Annotated in this window: 10 protein-coding genes; 3 read left to right on the plus strand and 7 right to left on the minus strand. The window is 70.1% G+C overall.

Features of this window, described 5'->3' with window-relative positions; genetic code table 11:
• Positions 1 to 2 precede the first annotated feature (2 nt).
• Positions 3 to 983, minus strand: coding sequence for an Acg family FMN-binding oxidoreductase (locus MCHLDSM_RS26785; protein ID WP_048472727.1), 981 nt, complete (start codon positions 981 to 983; stop codon positions 3 to 5).
• A 128-nt stretch (positions 984 to 1111) separates the two neighbouring features.
• On the opposite strand from MCHLDSM_RS26785, the gene MCHLDSM_RS26790 reads away from it, so the two are divergent.
• Positions 1112 to 2608: a bifunctional aminoglycoside phosphotransferase/ATP-binding protein gene (locus tag MCHLDSM_RS26790; protein ID WP_048473014.1), complete on the plus strand. Its 1497-nt coding sequence runs from the start codon at positions 1112 to 1114 to the stop codon at positions 2606 to 2608.
• Positions 2609 to 2629: 21 nt separating this feature from the next.
• Here MCHLDSM_RS26790 and MCHLDSM_RS26795 read toward each other — a convergent pair whose 3' ends face one another.
• The gene (locus MCHLDSM_RS26795; protein WP_048472728.1) at positions 2630 to 3130 is read right to left on the minus strand and encodes a flavodoxin domain-containing protein; all 501 of its coding nucleotides are present in this window, start codon (positions 3128 to 3130) and stop codon (positions 2630 to 2632) included.
• 107 nt (positions 3131 to 3237) lie between these two features.
• Between MCHLDSM_RS26795 and MCHLDSM_RS26800 the strand changes: the two genes are divergently transcribed.
• Positions 3238 to 4599 carry a WS/DGAT/MGAT family O-acyltransferase gene (locus MCHLDSM_RS26800; RefSeq protein WP_048472729.1) on the plus strand — a complete coding sequence of 454 codons (1362 nt, stop codon included), beginning with the start codon at positions 3238 to 3240 and terminating at the stop codon, positions 4597 to 4599.
• 2 nt (positions 4600 to 4601) lie between these two features.
• On the opposite strand, the gene MCHLDSM_RS26805 is transcribed toward MCHLDSM_RS26800, so the two are convergent.
• The 5 genes from MCHLDSM_RS26805 to ppsA form a co-directional block, all read right to left on the minus strand.
• A complete protein-coding gene (locus tag MCHLDSM_RS26805; RefSeq protein WP_048472730.1) occupies positions 4602 to 5483 on the minus strand; it encodes a universal stress protein in 882 nt (293 codons plus the stop codon).
• A gap of 61 nt (positions 5484 to 5544) precedes the next feature.
• Complete coding sequence (locus MCHLDSM_RS26810) at positions 5545 to 6372, minus strand: universal stress protein (protein ID WP_234714202.1); 828 nt, start codon at positions 6370 to 6372, stop codon at positions 5545 to 5547.
• A gap of 72 nt (positions 6373 to 6444) precedes the next feature.
• Complete coding sequence (locus MCHLDSM_RS26815; protein WP_048472731.1) at positions 6445 to 8748, minus strand: heavy metal translocating P-type ATPase; 2304 nt, start codon at positions 8746 to 8748, stop codon at positions 6445 to 6447.
• A complete protein-coding gene (mgtA, locus tag MCHLDSM_RS26820; RefSeq protein WP_048472732.1) occupies positions 8745 to 11360 on the minus strand; it encodes a magnesium-translocating P-type ATPase in 2616 nt (871 codons plus the stop codon). Before mgtA ends, MCHLDSM_RS26815 begins: the two co-directional genes overlap by 4 nt.
• Positions 11357 to 13636: a phosphoenolpyruvate synthase gene (gene ppsA / locus MCHLDSM_RS26825; protein WP_048472733.1), complete on the minus strand. Its 2280-nt coding sequence runs from the start codon at positions 13634 to 13636 to the stop codon at positions 11357 to 11359. Before ppsA ends, mgtA begins: the two co-directional genes overlap by 4 nt.
• A 187-nt stretch (positions 13637 to 13823) precedes the next feature.
• On the opposite strand from ppsA, the gene otsB reads away from it, so the two are divergent.
• On the plus strand, positions 13824 to 17459 hold the full coding sequence (gene otsB / locus MCHLDSM_RS26830; RefSeq protein WP_048473016.1) for a trehalose-phosphatase: 3636 nt from the start codon (positions 13824 to 13826) through the stop codon (positions 17457 to 17459).
• Positions 17460 to 17485 lie beyond the last annotated feature (26 nt).

Raw genomic sequence — 17485 nt, forward strand, 5'->3', positions numbered from 1 at the left:
CGTCACACCCTGAATTCGAGGACGTCGGCGAGCGGACGACGCGGTGTCGGCGGCTCGATGTCGTCGGCACCGGGCGCCACCCCCATGCGGACGAGGACTTGCGGGTGCCCACGGTGTCCGATCAACTCCGCCAGGATCTCCCGGCTGCCGGGCACCTCGGTGATGTGGGTCAGCGGGCAGGTCGCCAGCCCCGCCATCGTCGCGTCCAGCAGCACCGCGGAGAGCACCTCGCCGCAGCGCAGCACGCTGTGGCGGGTGTCGTCGTAGGTGGACAGCATCACGACTTCCGCGCGGTCTTCGGCGATCTCGCCCCGCCGGTCCTGGTGCCGGACGGTGGGGAAGCGCCGCCCGATGTCCACGCGTTCGCTTTCCGCGGCCGTGAGCAACGAGCTGGCCGGAATCCCCTCGGCGACCGCCACATCGGTGGTCCACCCGAGAAGCTCGGCGTGATACGACGAGTCGTAGAGGCGGGCGGACACCGTCATGGCCGAGGCGTCGGCCAGCTCACGGTGGGCCTGGCGTGGGATCGCGTCGATGCGCACGTCGCGGCCCTGGTCCTCGGCGAACCGCTCGAGAACGGCGTCCCACTGCGGCGGCGCGGCGAACGGCAACCGATCGGTGCGCCTGCGCAGGATGGCGTCGGCGCGCTGACGGTGCCCATCGGTGACGAAGTCCATCGGATCGCACCCGATCGTCGCGACATGATCGAGATTGTTGGGATTGGGGAAGGTCTCGACGTACGTCATCCACCCCGCGACGGCCATGGCGACCCGGAAGTGGTCGAGGACAGCGCCGCAGGCGATCAGCACCTCCCGCCCGCTGGTGTCGGTACGCACCGGTGCGCGATCGGGCTCGGCGAAGAGCTCGATCCCCGCCGCGTCGACGACCCAGTGCCACGGCTGGCTGTTGTACAACGACGGCGCACGACAGGCCAGCCATATCGCATCGCTGATCACCTCGTGGTCCACGCCGATGTCGCGCATGTCGCGCCCTCCGTTTCGGTTGGCTCAACTCTTGCCCAGCCCCGGCGGGGCGACCAGGGTCAATGGTCCTCAACGGCGGGCCCTCCGGCTCTGCCCGCGCCGGGGCGGGCTCCGGCACAGTGGACGCCATGGCCGACGTCGCCGCCGGGCAACGGGTGCCCGAACCCTGGTCCGTCCCCGGCAACCTGTGTGCGGAGGTACACGAGACCCATACCGGGGTCGTGACGCTGCTGGGAGCCCGGGCGTACAAGGCCAAGAAGGCGGTGCGCACCGACTTCTGCGACTTCACCACGGTCGCGAGCCGCGACGCCGTGTGCCGCCGCGAGCTCGAGCTCAACCGCAGGCTCGCCCCCGACAGTTACGAGGGCATCGGGTACTTCGAGACCCCGACCGGGTTGCGCGAACCCGTCGTGGTGATGCGGCGCTACCCCGACTCGGCACGGCTGGCCACGCTGGTTCGCAGCGGAGCGCCCGTCGAGGCGGATCTCGCAGGGATCGCCGCCCGGCTGGCGCACTTCCACCGCGGCGCCGCGCGGGGGCCCGCCATCGACGCGCAGGCGAGCCCCGCCGCCACGGCCGCGCGGTGGGAGGAGAACCTGGGCGAGTTGCGCAAGCACGCCGGCTTCGTCGTCGCATCTGGTTCCGTCGACGAGATCGCCACGCGCGCAGACCGATTCCTCAAGGGACGGACAGCTCTGTTCGCCCAGCGGATCGCACAGCGACGCATCGTCGACGGCCACGGCGATCTGCTGGCCGACGACATCTTCTGTCTGCCCGACGGCCCTGTCCTGCTGGACTGCCTGGAATTCGACGACCGGTTGCGGTACGTCGACGGGGTCGACGACGCTGCGTTCCTGGCGATGGATCTGGAGTTCTGCGGCCGGCCCGACCTCGCCGTGTCGTTCCTCGACGCCTATCGCACCGAGGCCGACGACCCGGCTCCGCGCTCGCTGGCCGACTTCTGTGTCGCCTACCGGGCCGTGGTGCGGGCCAAGGTGGATTGCGTGCGGGTCACTCAGGGCCACGCCGACGCGGCGGTGGACGCGCAGCGGCACCTCGGGATCGCCGTGGGCCATCTCCGCTCGGGCGCGGTGCGCCTCGTCATGATCGGCGGCGGACCCGGGACCGGGAAGTCGACCGTCGCGCGGGGGCTCGCGAACCGTACCGGTGCGCGCGTCGTGTCCACCGATGAGGTACGCAGGCACCTGCAGGATGCCGGACGGCTCAGCGGTGCGGCCGGCACGCTGAACGCCGGACTGTATGCCCCCGACCAGGTCGCCGCGGTGTACGACGAGGTGCTGCGCCGCACCCGCGAACTACTGGCGCAGGGTTGGCCGGTGATCCTGGACGGCACCTGGCGAGATGCGGCGCACCGGCAGCGCGCGCGCGATGTCGCCCACGAAACCGTATCGGAGATGGTCGAATTCATCTGTGGCACCCCGGTCGAGGCGGCGGCGCGCCGGGTCGCTGAGCGGGGGCCGTCGGTGTCGGATGCCACGCCGGAGATCGCGGCCGCCCTCAGCGATGCCCACGGGGACTGGCCGCAGGCCCATCGGCTCGACACCACCCGTCCGCTCGAGGAGTCGATCGCGCAAGCGCATCAACGGTATTGCGCGCCGGTGTGAGGACCCCGTTGCCCCCGGGACTCAGGCGGGTTGCAGGTGGGCGACGACATCGCCCACCCACGCGGTGATCGCAACGTGGTCACGCCAGTCACCCGCGCGGGTCTTGGCCATCGCATGCGCGGGGAAGCCGGTGGCGTCGGGAAGCAGTCGGCCGCCGAAGGTCTTGGTGCCCTGTGCATGCACCGAGTCCGCGATGTCGGCGACCTGGGCGGTGGGCGGCAGGTCGTGTTGCGCGGCGGAGTCGTCGAGCGGACCGCTGCACACCAGCCAGACCGGCAGCTCGCGCAGCGCCTCGGCGTGCCTGCGCACGAAGCGCCGGGCCTGTCGGTTCCACCGGTTCGCGTACAGCGACCCGGCGACGATCACCGCGTCCACCCCCGTGAGGTCGGCGGGCTCGGCGGCCGGCACCAGCACGGCATCACATCCGGCGGCGGTCAGCGCTTCGCCGATCATCTCGGCCAGTCCCTCGGTGCCGCCCCGCTTGGAGCCGTAGGCAACCAGTACCCGCGGTGCATCAGTCATGGGAGCGATCGTCCGGCGCGGCGCTGCACCGCAGTAGGGCGGTTGGTCCCGGCGGCAAGGGACATCGGCCCCTTCCGCCCCCGGTGACCCCGCCGGACAGTGAGGGGGTGGAGCATCTGACGAACCTGGACGCCGGTTTTCTGGAAGCCGAGGACTCGGACCGCCATGTCAGCCTGGCCGTCGGTGGCCTGTCGATCCTCGAGGGGCCGATGCCCGACATCGACACGCTCATGGCCGGAGTCGGCGACCGGGTTGTCGACATCCCGCGCTTTCGGCAGGTGTTGCGCACACATCTGCTCGACCTCGGCCCGCCGGAGTGGGAGGACGACCCCGATTTCGACCTGTCCCACCACGTGCACCGCGCGGCGCTGCACAGTCCGGGCGACGATGCGGCCCTGCACGGGTTCGTCGGCGAGGTGATGGGGCGCCGCCTCGACCGTGACCGCCCGCTGTGGGAATGCTGGGTCATCGAGGGTCTCGACGAGGACCGGTGGGCGGTGCTGATCAAGATCCACCACTGCATCGCCGACGGCATCGCCACGATGCACCTGTTCTCCCGGCTCGGTGACAGCAGCGAGGCGCCGAGTTACGACACGGAGATCCGTGCCGCCCGGCAATCGGCGGACACCGCGTTCTCCGTGGCGGGGTTGGGGCTCAATCCGGTGCGCTGGGCCGGCGGCATGTGGCGGGCGGCGACCGCGGCCACACGCGTGTCGGCGCTCGCGGTCGGCGGGGCACTGCAGGTCACCAGCGGCATCCTGCGTCCGGCGCAGACGTCGTCGCTCAACGGCCCCGTCTCGGCCATGCGCCGCTTCAGTGCCGCGGTGGTGAAGCTGGAAGACGTTGCCCGGGTCTGTGATTCATTCGACGTGACGATCAACGACGTCGCGCTCGCCGCGATCACCAGCAGCTACCGCGCGGCGCTGGAGCGCAGAGGCGAGACACCCAAGCGCACGTCGCTGCGCACCCTGGTCCCGGTGTCGATCCGGTCGAACGACGCGGTGGACCGCACCGACAATCGGGTGTCGCTGATGTTGCCCAGTCTGCCCGCCGACAAGGAGGACCCGGTCGAGCAGTTGCAGGCCGTGCACCGCCGGCTGGCCCGGGCCAAGAGCAGCGGGCAGCGTGAGGCGGGCGGCATCTTCGTCGCGATGTCCAATCTGGTGCCGTTCCCGGTGACGGCGTGGGCCGTGCGGGCGCTGACCCGGCTGCCTCAACGCGGCATCGTCACCGTGGCGACGAACGTGCCCGGCCCCCGCGAGAGGATGACCATCATGGGGCGTCGTGTGATCCGCGTGCTGCCGGTCCCTCCCATCGCGATGCGCTTGCGCACCGGCGTGGCGATCCTCAGTTACGCCAACGAACTGGTCTTCGGGATCCTCGGGGATTTCGACGCCGCCTCGGACGTCGATCAGCTCGCGCGCGGTATCGAATCAGCGGTGGACACCCTCGCCGCGGCCGCCGGCTGAGGTCAGCTCGGCACCACAACCGCAGGCGCAGAGGCGGATTCGGCCACCGCGGTGCTCACCGAGCCCAGCAGCATACCCGGGACGCCGCCGCGGCCACGGCTGCCGACGACCACCAACTGGGCCTTCCGCGACTCGTCGACGAGCCAGCGCGCCGGGCGGTCGCACACGATGCGGCGTTGCACGTGGACGTCGGGATAGCGCTCCTGCCAGCCCGCCAGCCGCTCGCCGAGGATCTCGTGGCCCTCCTGCTCGTACTTGTGCCAGTCCATGCCCAGGATCGGGAACACGCCGACGTCGCTCCAGGCGTGCAGCGCCACCAGGTCGACGCCACGGCGGGAGGCCTCGTCGAACGCGAACGCGGTGGCGGCCTCGGAGGCGGGCGTGCCGTCGACACCCAACAGGACGGGGGCGGTGCGTTCCGGTGACTTCATCGCGTCGGCTTTGGTGATGACCACCGGACACTTCGCGTGATGCAACAGGTTCCGGCTCGCCGAGCCCAGCAGAACCCCGCCGATGGGGCCGAGTCCACGGCTGCCGACGACCACCAAGGTCGCCTTCGCCGAGGCGGCCGCCAACTCGGTGACGATGCCGTCATGGCGCAGCAGCGCACGCACCGGCGGCGCGGCGGCGTCCCCGACGGAGGCCTGTAACGTCTTCTGCGCCTGTTCGATCTGGTACCGGGCGTTGTCCTCCTGCCACTGCGCGTAGCTGTACTCGACGTTGTCGATCGGCCAGGTCACCACGATGGGCGCGACCACGTGCATCAACGTGACGGGTTCGCGGCGCAGCAATGCCTCGTCGGCGGCCCACCGGACCGCGGCATGTGCCTCGGGAGAGCCATCGATGCCGACGACGATCCCGTACTCGGTGTTGGACTTGGTCATGAGGACTCCTGACATGTTCTCCCACCGGCGCTTTCCGCCGTGGCGGTGTCTCGGACGGAGGTCAGTGCCGCACCACCAGAGCTGACGCGTTCGCGTGCCGGTACATCGGATGTTCGCGGTGGCCGATGATCTCCGCCAGATCACTCGACTCGGTGCTGCCGATCACCGCGAGCTGCACCCGCTCCCGGTGCTTCTTCAAGAAGTGCCGCACGTCGGCGCGTTCGGCGATCGGGTACACGTGCACACCGGGATACCGGCGGCGCAACTCTTTGACGTCGTCGTCGAGACCGTGCGGCGCCGTCGCAGAAGCCCGGTCGCCCAGCGCCAACACCGGCGCATCCCGCAGCGCCGCTTCGTGCATCGCGCAGTCGACCACCGCGGTGTGGTCGGGATCGTCGTTGACAGCCACCACGATCCAGTTGACGCCGTGACCTGCCGTGTCGTCCGCGGGCCGGATCACCGCCACCGGGCACGAGGATTTCTCAGCGAGTTCGGACGCCGTCGACCCGAGGATCGATCGGGCGTAACGGCCGATGCCGACGGACCCGACGCACACCATCTCGGCCTGGGCCGACAGCGCGAGCAGGGCTGCGCCCGCCGGGCCGCCGACGATCGACGTGCTGACAGAGAGCTTGGGACACCGCGACTCGACCGTCACGGCGGCCTGCTGCAGCGCGGTCCGGCCGTGGTGGACGTCCTCGTTGTAATCGTCGGTGCTGGTGTGCCGAGCCTTGGTCACGTAGACCAGGCGCAGCGGCACGCCCCGGGCGAGTGCTTCGTCAGCGGCCCATTCGGCCGCGTGCAGCGCAGCCGCCGAACCGTCGATGCCGGCGATCACCGGCCGGTCGTCGGGTGGCGTGGTGTCCGACATCGCGTTCTCCGATTCCATGGGGTCTCCGTGTGTCATGTCGGCCCCGACGCTATGTCCGTGCTGGGCAGCGCAGAAGAGTCCTTGGTCACGTCACTGGTCACCGGTGAGCGTGAAATAGTTCTCCTCCTCCTGCAGGAAATGCAGCTGCAGCAGGGCGTAGAGGCCGTAAAGGCACGCCAGCAGGTCCTCGGTCTGGTCGGGCGCAACGCCGCCGGAAGCCCGCGCGAGCGCGACGTGGGTGCCGATCCGGTCGGACAGCCGCTGGATCTCGGCGTGGGTCCGGCTCATCGTCGCGGTGGCCTCGCCGCCGCCGAGCGGGCGTGCCAGCGCCGGATACAGCTCGGTCTCCTCGGCGACTTCGTGGGGCAGCAGCCGCTCGGTGAGGAACGCATGGGCGCGGACCAGCGTGGCCAGGGCCGCGGCGTCGCCGCCGACCAGCTGATCGGCTGCCTCGCGCAGCAGCCCCACGGCCTCGCGCAGTTCGTCGTGCTCGGAGGCGAAGCGCCGCAAGAGTTCTCCGGTGTCGGGCGGCAGGTCGACGTGCGTGGCGGGATCGGCGCCCAGCGCCCGCAGCGCGTTGAGGATCACCGCGACGTCGATGCCCTCCTGCAGCAATGCTCCCCACGCGGGCGGCAGCCAGCCGACGGCAGCCGCGGCCATCGCCAGTCCTGACAACGCCATGCCGACGGTGGCACTCTGCACCGCGATGCGCCGGGACCAGCGGGCGATGTCCATCGCATCGGCCAGCCGGTCCAGCCGGTTGGTGGTCAGCACGATGTCGGCGGCCTCCGACGACGCGGTGGCCCCGCGAGCGCCCATCGCGACGCCGACCGTCGCCGCCGCCAACGCGGGCGCGTCGTTGACCCCGTCGCCGACCATGATCGTGGTGGCGGATTCGCGTTCGGTGCGGACGGCGGAGACCTTGTCGGCCGGGCTCTGCTGTGCGTACACAGCGTCGAGACCCAGAACGGCGCCGACTTCACGGGCGGGGTCGGGACGGTCGCCGGTGAGCATGACGAGACGGTTCAGTCCCGCCGAGCGCAGCCGTCGGATCGTGCGGGGAGCGTCACGGCGGAGAGGATCGCGCAGCAGGACGGCCCCCACGGGCTCACCGTCGACGCAGACCCAGGCGATCGCCGCGGAGTCCAGCCGGGCCCGGTTGGACGCCGACCTCGCCCACGGCGCGGACAGGCCATCGGCGTCCAGCTTTCCCACGTACACGCGGCGGTCGTCGACGGTCGCGGTGGCGCCCCTGCCGGGTTCCTCGGTGACGTTCGTCGGCAGCGCCGGTTCCAGCCCTTGAGCCAATGCCTCGGCCACGATGGCCTCGGCCAGGACGTGGGCCGACATCTGGTCGACCGAGGCGGCGAGTGCCAGCACATCGGCCGCCCGATGTCCTGGTGCGGTGAGGGTCTCCAGGACCGTCGGGCGACCCTGAGTGAGCGTGCCGGTCTTGTCGAGCACGAGAGTGGTTGCGTGCCCCAGGCTTTCGAGCGCACCGCCGCTGCGGATCACCACTCCTCGGCGGGAGGCGCGCGACAGGCCCGACACGATCGCGACCGGAGCGGCGAGCAGTAGCGGGCAGGGGGTCGCGACCACCAGCACTGCGACGGCCCGTGCCGCCGAACCGCTGAACCACCATGCCGCCCCGGCGGTCAGCAGCGTGACGGGCAGGAACCACGCGGCGATGCTGTCGGCGAGCCGGATGATGGGTGCGCTCTCGGCGCCGGCTTCCCGGGCGAGCCGGACGATGCCGGCGTAGGTGCTGTCCGCAGCGGTGGCCGTCGCGCGCAGATCGAACGCCCCTCCGGCATTGACGGCGCCGCTGCGGATCATGTCGCCGGCCGGGTGCTCGACGTGCAGGGGCTCGCCGGTGAGCACCGACTCGTCGAGGACGGCCACCGTGCCGGTGACCCGTCCGTCGACCGGGACGACCTCGCCGGGTCTGACGACCAGCAGGTCGTCGACCGCCACGTCGTCCAGGGAGACCGTGACCACCGTCTCGCCGGTGCGGCGGCGTGCAGAGCGCGGCGCATGCGCCAACAGCGCCTGCAGATCATGGGACGCGCGGCGCTGGGCGGCCGCTTCGAGCGCGCGGCCGCCGGCCAGCATCACCGCGATCAGCGCACCGGCCAGGTACTCACCGACCACCAGCGTGCCGACCAGGGACAGCACCGCGATGACGTCGACTCCCGCCCGGCCGTGCCGCAGCGTGGCGATCACCCACCACAGGGCCGGCGCCAGCGCGACCAGGGTGCCCGCGATCCAGCATCCGTCGGCGAGCCGCTGGTGGCCTGCGGCCCAGGCGATTCCGCCCGCGGCGAGAGCGCCCACGGTGATCACGGTCAGGGTCGGCTCCAGGTACCTGCGCCACTGCGCGAGCACGGCGGTCATCGAGGTGCCACCACCGGCAGCCGGTCGGGGTGACTGAACCGGGCGGCACGGCGATGGATGCGGTGGATTTCTCCGCGGGTGCGGTGCGCCGCGCCGGCCATGTGCATCGGCTCGGCATAGAACACGGATTTGGTGACGTCGACCAGGACGAGATAGGCGATCGTCAGCGCGACGAGTGCGGCGAAGAACAGCCAGGGCAGCGGGGTGAATCCGAGACGCGCCGCGACAGGGGAGAGGGTGAGCATGACGCCGACCGCGATCACGGCGCCCGTGGTGACGATCAGTAGCGCGGCCGGCCGGCTCCGGAGGAACGGCACCCGGCGCGTGCGGATCGCGAAGATGATCAGCGTCTGGGTGGCCAGCGATTCGACGAACCAGCCCGTGCGGAACTCGACCGGACCCGCGTTGAGGACGCCGAGCATCAGACCGAAGGTCAGGAAATCGAACAACGAGCTGACCGGTCCGAACGTCAGCATGAAGCGCCGGATGAAGGCGATGTTCCAGTGCGCGGGCGCGTGCAACTGCTCCTCGTCGACGTGGTCGGCGGGGATCGCCAGCTGCGACGTGTCGTAGAGCAGGTTGTTGAGCAGGATCTGCCCGGGCAGCATCGGCAGGAACGGCAGCACGGCCGACGCCGCCGCGGCGCTGAACATGTTGCCGAAGTTGCTCGACGTCCCCATCAGGACGTACTTGATCGTGTTCGCGAAGATGCGCCGGCCCTCGGCCACACCCGCCGCGAGCACATCGAGATCCTTCTCCAACAGCACCACGTCTGCCGCGTCCTTGGCCACGTCGGTGGCGGTGTCCACCGATATCCCGACATCGGCGGAGTGCAGCGCCAGGGCGTCGTTGACACCGTCGCCGAGGAATCCGACCGACCGTCCGGTGTGCCGCAGCGACGCGACGATGCGGGCCTTCTGCGTGGGGGAGATCCGGGCGAAGATCGTGTGATCCCGAGTAGCGGCGTCGAGGTGCTCATCGTCGATCTGCTGGAGCTGCGCCCCGGTGAGTGTGCCCTTGCTGGGTAAACCCAAATCGGCACAGACCTTTTCGGCCACCTGAGCATTGTCGCCGGTGGCGATCTTGACCTCGATGCCCAGCGCCGCGAGACGGGCCAGCGAGTCGCGCGCAGCCGGCTTCGGATTGTCGGCGAAGACCAGGAACCCCTCGAGGCACAACCCGGTCTCGTCGTCGGCCGACAGCCGGGTGATACCGTCGCCGGGTCTGCTGGCCACCGCGACCACCCGCCGGCCGTCGGCGAACAACGCCGACAGCGTGGCCGTCGCGTCGGGGGGCACCTCAACGCAGCGCGCCATCACCTGCTCAGGGGCGCCTTTGACCACCAGCACGCGGCGTGGGCCGTCGTCGACCAGGGCCGAGGTGGACCGCCGGGTGTGGTCGAAGGGCAGCACCGCCACGCGCGTAACGCCCTTGACAGGCCGATGACCCGCCCACAGCGCGGCGTCGAGATCGTTGGCGCTCACCCCCCCGACAGCCGGGTCGAGGTCGGTGGCCAGCAGCCCGGACAGAAGCACCGCGGCGGCGGCCACCCCGGAGGGATCGACGGCCTCGATCAACTCCACCCGTCCCTCGGTCAACGTGCCCGTCTTGTCGGTGATCAGGATGTCGATGTCACCGAGATCCTCGATGCAGACCAGTCGCTTGACCAGAACCTTCAGCTTCGCCAGCCGCCGTGAGCCGGTCGCCAGGCTGGTACTGACCACGGCGGGCAACAGCTGCGGGGTGATGCCGACGGCGATCGCCAGGCCGAACAGAGCCGAGTCGATCAGCGGGCGGCCGAGCAGCAGGTTGGTGACGATGATGACGGCGGTCAGCATCAGAGCCACCCGCAGCAGCAGATAGGAGAAGCGACGCAGGCCGGCCTGGAAGTCGGTCTCCGGCTGGCGTTCCCCTAATCCGACTGCGATGCGGCCGAATTCGGCGTCGGCACCCGTCGCGTAGACCACCGCCGTCGCCTCGCCCGCGCTGACGACCGTTCCCATGTAGGCCAGATCGCGCGCGTCGCCGACCGCAGTGCCCGCCGGTGCGGGCGCGCTCGACTTCTCGGCCGTCGCGGACTCCCCGGTGAGGATGCTCTCGTTGCACTCCAGGCCGTTGACGTCGATGAGCCTGACATCGGCAGGGACCAGTTCCCCGAGCTCGAGCCTGATCACGTCGCCGGGCACCAACCCGATGACGTCGACTCGGCCGAAGCTCCCGTCACGACGCACCACCGCGGTGTGGTGGATACCGGAATGCATTGCTGCAGCGGCGCGTTCCGCCCGGTACTCGTTCACGAAGCCGAGGCCGACACTGACGAGCAGGATGGCTCCGATGATGGTCGCCTGCGTGCTGTCGCCGAGGAAGTACGACAGCACCGCGGTCACCGCGAGCAGGCCGAGCACGGCGTTGGAGAGCTGACGGCGCAGCACCATCGCGGCGCTCACCCGGTGCGTGCGCACCACGTTCGCGCCGACCGCGGCGATGCGGGCGGTCGCGTCGGCGGTACTCAGCCCATCGACTGTGGTGCCGAGCAGGGTCAGCACGTCGTCGAGCGGTGAGCTCGCGATGGTGTCCCGATTGCGAACGGCGGCCGGCAGCGTCGCGGTCACCGCGCCGCTTCGAGAAGGACCCGTCGCTCGGCTGCGGCGATCACGCGCCGAGCGGACGCTGCCGCGTCAGGGTTGACCGACACCGACGTGATACCCATCCGGACCAGATGTTCGGCGAACGCGGGATTGGTCGACGGCGCCTGGCCGCACAGCGACGACGTGATACCCATCCGCTGTGCGGTGGCGATGATCTGACGGATCGCGTCGAGCACGGCCGGATCCGCTTCGTCGAACAGCTCTGCGCACACATCGGAGTCGCGGTCGACGCCGAGCACCAGCTGGGTCAGGTCGTTGCTGCCGATGGAGACCCCGTCGACACCCATTCCGATGTACTCGGGCAGCCAGTGCACCACCGACGGCACTTCGGCCATCACCCACCGGTGCAGGCCCCGCTGCCGCCCCAGGGGGCTGGCGTCGACCAGTTCCAGGCAGGCCTCGAGCTCCCAGCGGGTGCGCACGAACGGGATCATCAGGGTGACATTGGGTGACTGCTCACGCACGCGGGCCAGCGCTTCGAGCTCGAGGGCGAACAGGTCGGGTTCGGATACATAGCGGTAGCAGCCGCGGTAGCCGATCATCGGGTTGTGCTCGACGGGCTCGTACGCCTCGCCGCCCACCAGTCCGCGGAACTCGTTGCTGCGGAAGTCGGTGGCCCGGTAGACCACCGGGCGCGTGCCGAACGCCGCCGCGATTCGCCCCACCGAGGCGACCAACTTGTCGACCAGGGTGCTCTGCTCGCCGTGCGCGATCAGGTCGCGTGGATGGCGGCCGCCGAGCGCCTCGGTCAGCATGAACTCGGCACGCAGCAGCCCGACGCCGTCGACGGGTTGTGCCGCAACGGATTCTGCGGACTCGGGCATTGCCAGGTTGACGTAGACGCGGGTACCAGTGACCTCGCTGACCACCGGAGCCGGAGCGCTGCGCTCGGTGACCGAGACCGTCGGCTTGGGCTCGACCCGACCTGACACCACCTCTCCGCGCGCCCCGTCGACCGTGACCACGGTCCCGTTGTGCAGATCGCGGGTCGCGGTGCGCGTACCGACGATGCAGGGCACCCCGAGCTCACGGGCCACGATCGCGGCGTGGCACGTCATTCCTCCGGTGTCGGTGACCAGCGCGGCGGCGCGGCGGATCGTCGGCAGCCAGTCGGGATTGGTCATCTGCGCGACGAGGATCTCTCCCTTCTCGAGCCGCTCGCCCTGATCGGGCGTCTCGAGCACCCGGACCCTGCCCGACGCGATGCCGGGCGCCGCGGCCAGCCCGCGCGCCAGCACCACGTGCTTCTCGGCCGCGGCCGGGGTGGTGTGGCCAAGTGTGGTGATCGGGCGGGCCTGCACCAGATAGGTCTTGCCGCCGGCGATCGCCCACTCCGTGTCCTGGGGGCAGCCGTTGTGCCGCTCGGTGGCGATCGCGAGTTCGGCGATCGTGCGGAGTTCGTCGTCGGAGAGCACCCGCGAATCCGCCTCTGCCTCGCTGAGATCGACCGTGGTGTCGTGGCCGTCGGCGCCGCGGATGATCTTGAACGCCTTGTGGCCGAGCCGGACATCGAGCGGGGCCAGCGTGTCCTTGGCGACGAGATAGGTGTCGGGTTCCACCTCGCCGGACACCACGACCTCGCCCAGACCGAAGGCGCCCTCGATGACGACCCGGTCCTGGGCGCCGTTGCTGGGGTCGGCAGTGAACGCGACCCCGGCCTTCTCCGAGTCGACCATCAGCTGGACGACGACCGCCATCGCCGGGTCGGCGGTGAAGCCGCGGCTGGCGCGGTAGGTGATGACGCGCGGGCTGAACAGCGACATCCAGCACCGCACCACGGCGTCGATCAGCCCGTCCTCGCCGGTGATGTTGGTCAAGGTCGCGTTCATCCCCGCGAACGACGCGTCCGCCCCGTCCTCGCCGGTCGCCGAGGACCGCACCGCCACGACCGACGTCGGGCCCAGCGCGGTGTAGGCGTCCAGGATCCGTCGGCGCACCGAGTCGCTGACGCCGGCCTTGTGCACCAGGCCCTGCATCCGCTCACAGCGCTCGGTGAGCGCGACGGTGTCGGAGGCAGCCTGCAGCGCCTCGCGATGCAGCGCGTTGAGCTCCGCGTCGACCCCGCCGGAGCGCATGGACTCGCGGTAGCAGTCGCGCAGCAGCACGAAACCCGGCGGGACCGGCAGCTCGGCGGCGACCATTTCGCCCATGTTCGCGCCCTTGCCACCCGCTTCTTCGGCGTCGGCGATCGTCAGCGTGGAGATGTCGCGCACGTACGTGTCTTGCCGTGTTGCAGCCATGTGTCCACCCTCTGCGTTCCCGCCCCGCGCGCGTACCGTCCGAGGGCCACAGCGCCGCGCCGAAGGTCCCGAATGCCGAGGGCAGAAGGTCCTCGACCGGACAACGAGTGACTTCCTGCCCTTCCGTGGGCCACCTCCGAGACGATCACATGGGGCTCATGGCCTTTGGGGTGTGAGGAGGATGAGCATGTCGCTGCCGGTGTTCGTGGACCCGCGTTACCACGACGCAGTGATCGTCGACCTCGACGGCGTGGGGGTGGTCGAGTCGACCGTCGAGTTCGTCCGCAGGCTCGCCGCCGACGACATCAAGGCGGCGGTCTACTCCGACGAGCCGCACAGCGCGGAAGTGCTCGACGCCGCGGGCCTGTCGGATGTTCTCGCCGCGAGCGTGGACGACGTCAACCCGGACGACATGCTGCTCGAGGCGGCGCGCCGGCTGGGGGTGCACCCGGGTCGCTGCGTCGTCGTCGACACGACCGAGGCCGGTGTCGCGGCCGGCCGCAACGGCGGCTTCGGACTGGTGATCGGACTCGACCGCACCGGGGACGGGGAGGCGCTGCGCCGCTGCGGAGCCGACGTCGTGCTCGCCGACCTCGTCGCGGTGTCGGTGCGCGACAGCTTCCGCCGGACCTCGGAGATGGCCGACGCGCTGCAGTCCTACAGCGAATTCGCCGGGCTGCTCGAAACCCGGCAGCCGGTCGTCATGCTGGACTACGACGGGACCCTGTCCGAGATCGTCGGAGAACCCGACGCCGCGACGCTGGTCCCCGGTGCCGACAAGGTGCTCGCCGCACTCGCCGCCCGCTGCCCGGTCGCGATCATCAGCGGCCGCGCCCTGGCCGACATCCGTGACCGTGTCGGGGTGCCCGGCCTGTGGTACGCGGGCAGCCACGGCTTCGAGCTCGCCGCGCCCGACGGTTCATTCCACGAGAACGAGGCCGGTATCGCGGCCGTGCGCGTCCTGCAGGAGGCCCGCGACGAGTTGCGCCGGCGGCTCGCGTCGGTCGAAGGACTTCTCATCGAGGACAAGCGATTCTCGGTTGCGGTGCACTACCGGGCGGTGGCCCCCGATCGTGTCGACGAGGTGATGGCGACCGTCCGCATCCTCGGACAGCGCCACCAGCTCCGGGTGACCGGCGGGCGCAAGGTCATCGAGTTGCGCCCCGACGTCGAGTGGGGCAAGGGCAGAACGATCGACTGGATCCTCGAGCGCATCGACGGAACGGATCTGTTGCTACCCATCTACATCGGCGACGACCTGACCGACGAAGACGGTTTCGACGCCGTCCGGAACAAGGGCATCGGCATCGCCGTGCGTAGCGCCGAGACGGGCGATCGTCGGTCGGCCGCACGGTTCGCACTCCTGGACCCCGAGGCGGTCTGCGAGTTCCTCGAGAAGATCGTCGAGCAGCTCACCGCCGAGCACGACACCCTCAACGACCCGTGGGTGATGACCTACGGCGGGTACCGCCCCGAGGACGAGAAACTGCGGGAAGCCCTGTGCACCATGGGCAACGGATACCTCGCCGTCCGCGGCACAGCGCCGGAATGCGAGGCGGGCCAGTTCCACTACCCGGGCACCTACGTGGCGGGGGTCTACAACCGTCTCACCGACACCGTCGCGGGTGTGACGATCGACAACGAGTCTCTGGTGAACCTGCCGAACTGGTTGCCGGTCACCTTCCGCATCGACGGGGGAGCGTGGTTCGGCATCGACGACGTCGACGTCTCCTCCTACCTGGTCACCCTTGATCTGCGCCGCGCCACGCTGTCACGGGAGTTCCTGTTCGCCGACGCCGACGGCCGCGACATCCGGGTGCGCCAGAAGCGGTTCGTCTCCATGCATCAACCGCACGTCGCGGCGCTGACGACGACGGTGGAGGCGCTGAACTGGTCGGGCCGAATCGAATTCAGGTCGTCCGTGGACGGCGCGGTGGTCAACCGCGGCGTGGACCGGTACCGCGACCTGGCGTCGCGTCACCTCGACGTCGTGGCCATGCACGAACTCGCCGCGGATTCGGTGCTGCTCGCCGCACAGACCGTCGAGTCGGGAATCGACATCGCGGTCGCGGTGCGCAACACGCTGCGCGTCGGCGACGTCGACGCATCCGCCGAGTGCATGACGCTCACCGAGCACGCCCGCATCGGTCACCGGCTCACCGCGGACCTGCGCACCGGGCAGTCGGCCACCCTGGAGAAGGTGGTCTGCGTGTTCACCAGCCGCGATCACGGCATCTCGGGCCCGGTCGTCGCGGCGGAACGGGAACTGCAGCGGGCCGGCGATTTCGCGACGCTGGAACACGGCCACCGGTTGGCGTGGGCGCACCTGTGGGAACGCTTCAACGTCGAGATGGGCCGCGATGCGGACCTGCTGCGCCTCGTGCGGTTGCACCAGCTGCATCTGCTGCAGACGCTGTCGCCGCATACGGCCGACCTCGACGTCGGGGTGCCGGCTCGGGGCCTGCACGGCGAGGCCTACCGCGGCCACGTGTTCTGGGACGAGCTGTTCGTGTTCCCGGTGACGAACCTGAGGCTGCCGAAAGTCACCCGCTCTCTGCTGATGTACCGCTACCGCAGGCTGCCCGAGGCCCGCCGCGCCGCGCTGGCGGTCGGTCACGTCGGCGCGATGTTCCCGTGGCAGTCGGGCAGCGATGGACGCGAGGAAAGTCAACGACTGCACCTGAATCCGAAGTCCGGCCACTGGAACCCCGACGCCAGCTCCCGCGCCCACCACATCGGGCTGGCGATCGCCTACAACGTCTGGCAGCACTACCAGGTCACCGGCGACATCGGCTTCCTGATCGACTACGGCGCGGAAATGCTCGCCGAGATCAGCCGGTTCTGGGTCAGCCTCGCCGAGTTCGACGACGAGCGGCAACGCTATGTGATCCGCGGTGTGATCGGCCCCGACGAGTTCCATTCCGGTTATCCCGGAAAGGAATACGACGGGATCGACAACAATGCCTACAGCAATGTGCTGGCGGTCTGGGTCATCGCGCGCACCCTCGAGGCCCTCGAACGCATCCCGCTGTACTACCGGCTCGCCCTGCTGGAGAGCCTCGGCATCGACGACGACGAACTCGTGCGGTGGGACGACGTCAGCAGGCGGATGTTCGTGCCGTTCCACGACGGGGTGATCAGTCAGTTCGAGGGGTACGAGAAGCTCCCGGAACTGGATTGGGCGGGATACCGGGCCCGGTACGCGAACATGCAGCGCCTCGACCGCATCCTCGAAGCCGAGAACGACAGCCCCAACAACTACCAGGCCTCCAAGCAGGCGGACGCCCTGATGCTGTTCTACCTGCTCTCCGCCGACGAACTCTACGAACTCTTCGACCGGCTCGGCTACCGCTTCACACCCGAGCAGATCCCGGCGACCATCGACTACTACCAGGACCGCACCTCGCACGGGTCGACGCTGAGTGCCGTCGTGCATGCCTGGGTGGTGGCTCGTGGCAATCGCGCTCAGGCGATGGAGTACTTCGCGCAGGCCCTCGCCTCCGACATCGTCGACATCCAGCAGGGCACCACGTCCGAGGGCATCCACCTGGCGGCCATGACCGGCAGCATCGACCTGCTGCAGCGGTGCTTCACCGGCCTGGAGATCCGCCGGGACCGGATCGTGCTGGGCCCGCTGTGGCCGAAAGCCCTGGGCAGACTGGAGTTCACGTTCCGCTACCGCGGCCATCGGCTGCGGCTGAGCGTCAGCGGGCGCAGTGCCACACTGTCCGCGGAGCCCGGCGACGCCTCACCGGTGCTGGTGGAGTGCCGCGGGGTGCAGCAGACGCTGCTGGCCGGCGGCACGATCGACTTCGACCAGTGACGGTTTCGCGTCGCTAGCCGGCCGCC

The sequence above is a fragment of the Mycolicibacterium chlorophenolicum genome (assembly GCF_001044235.1).
GTDB classification, from domain to species: Bacteria; Actinomycetota; Actinomycetes; order Mycobacteriales; family Mycobacteriaceae; genus Mycobacterium; species Mycobacterium chlorophenolicum.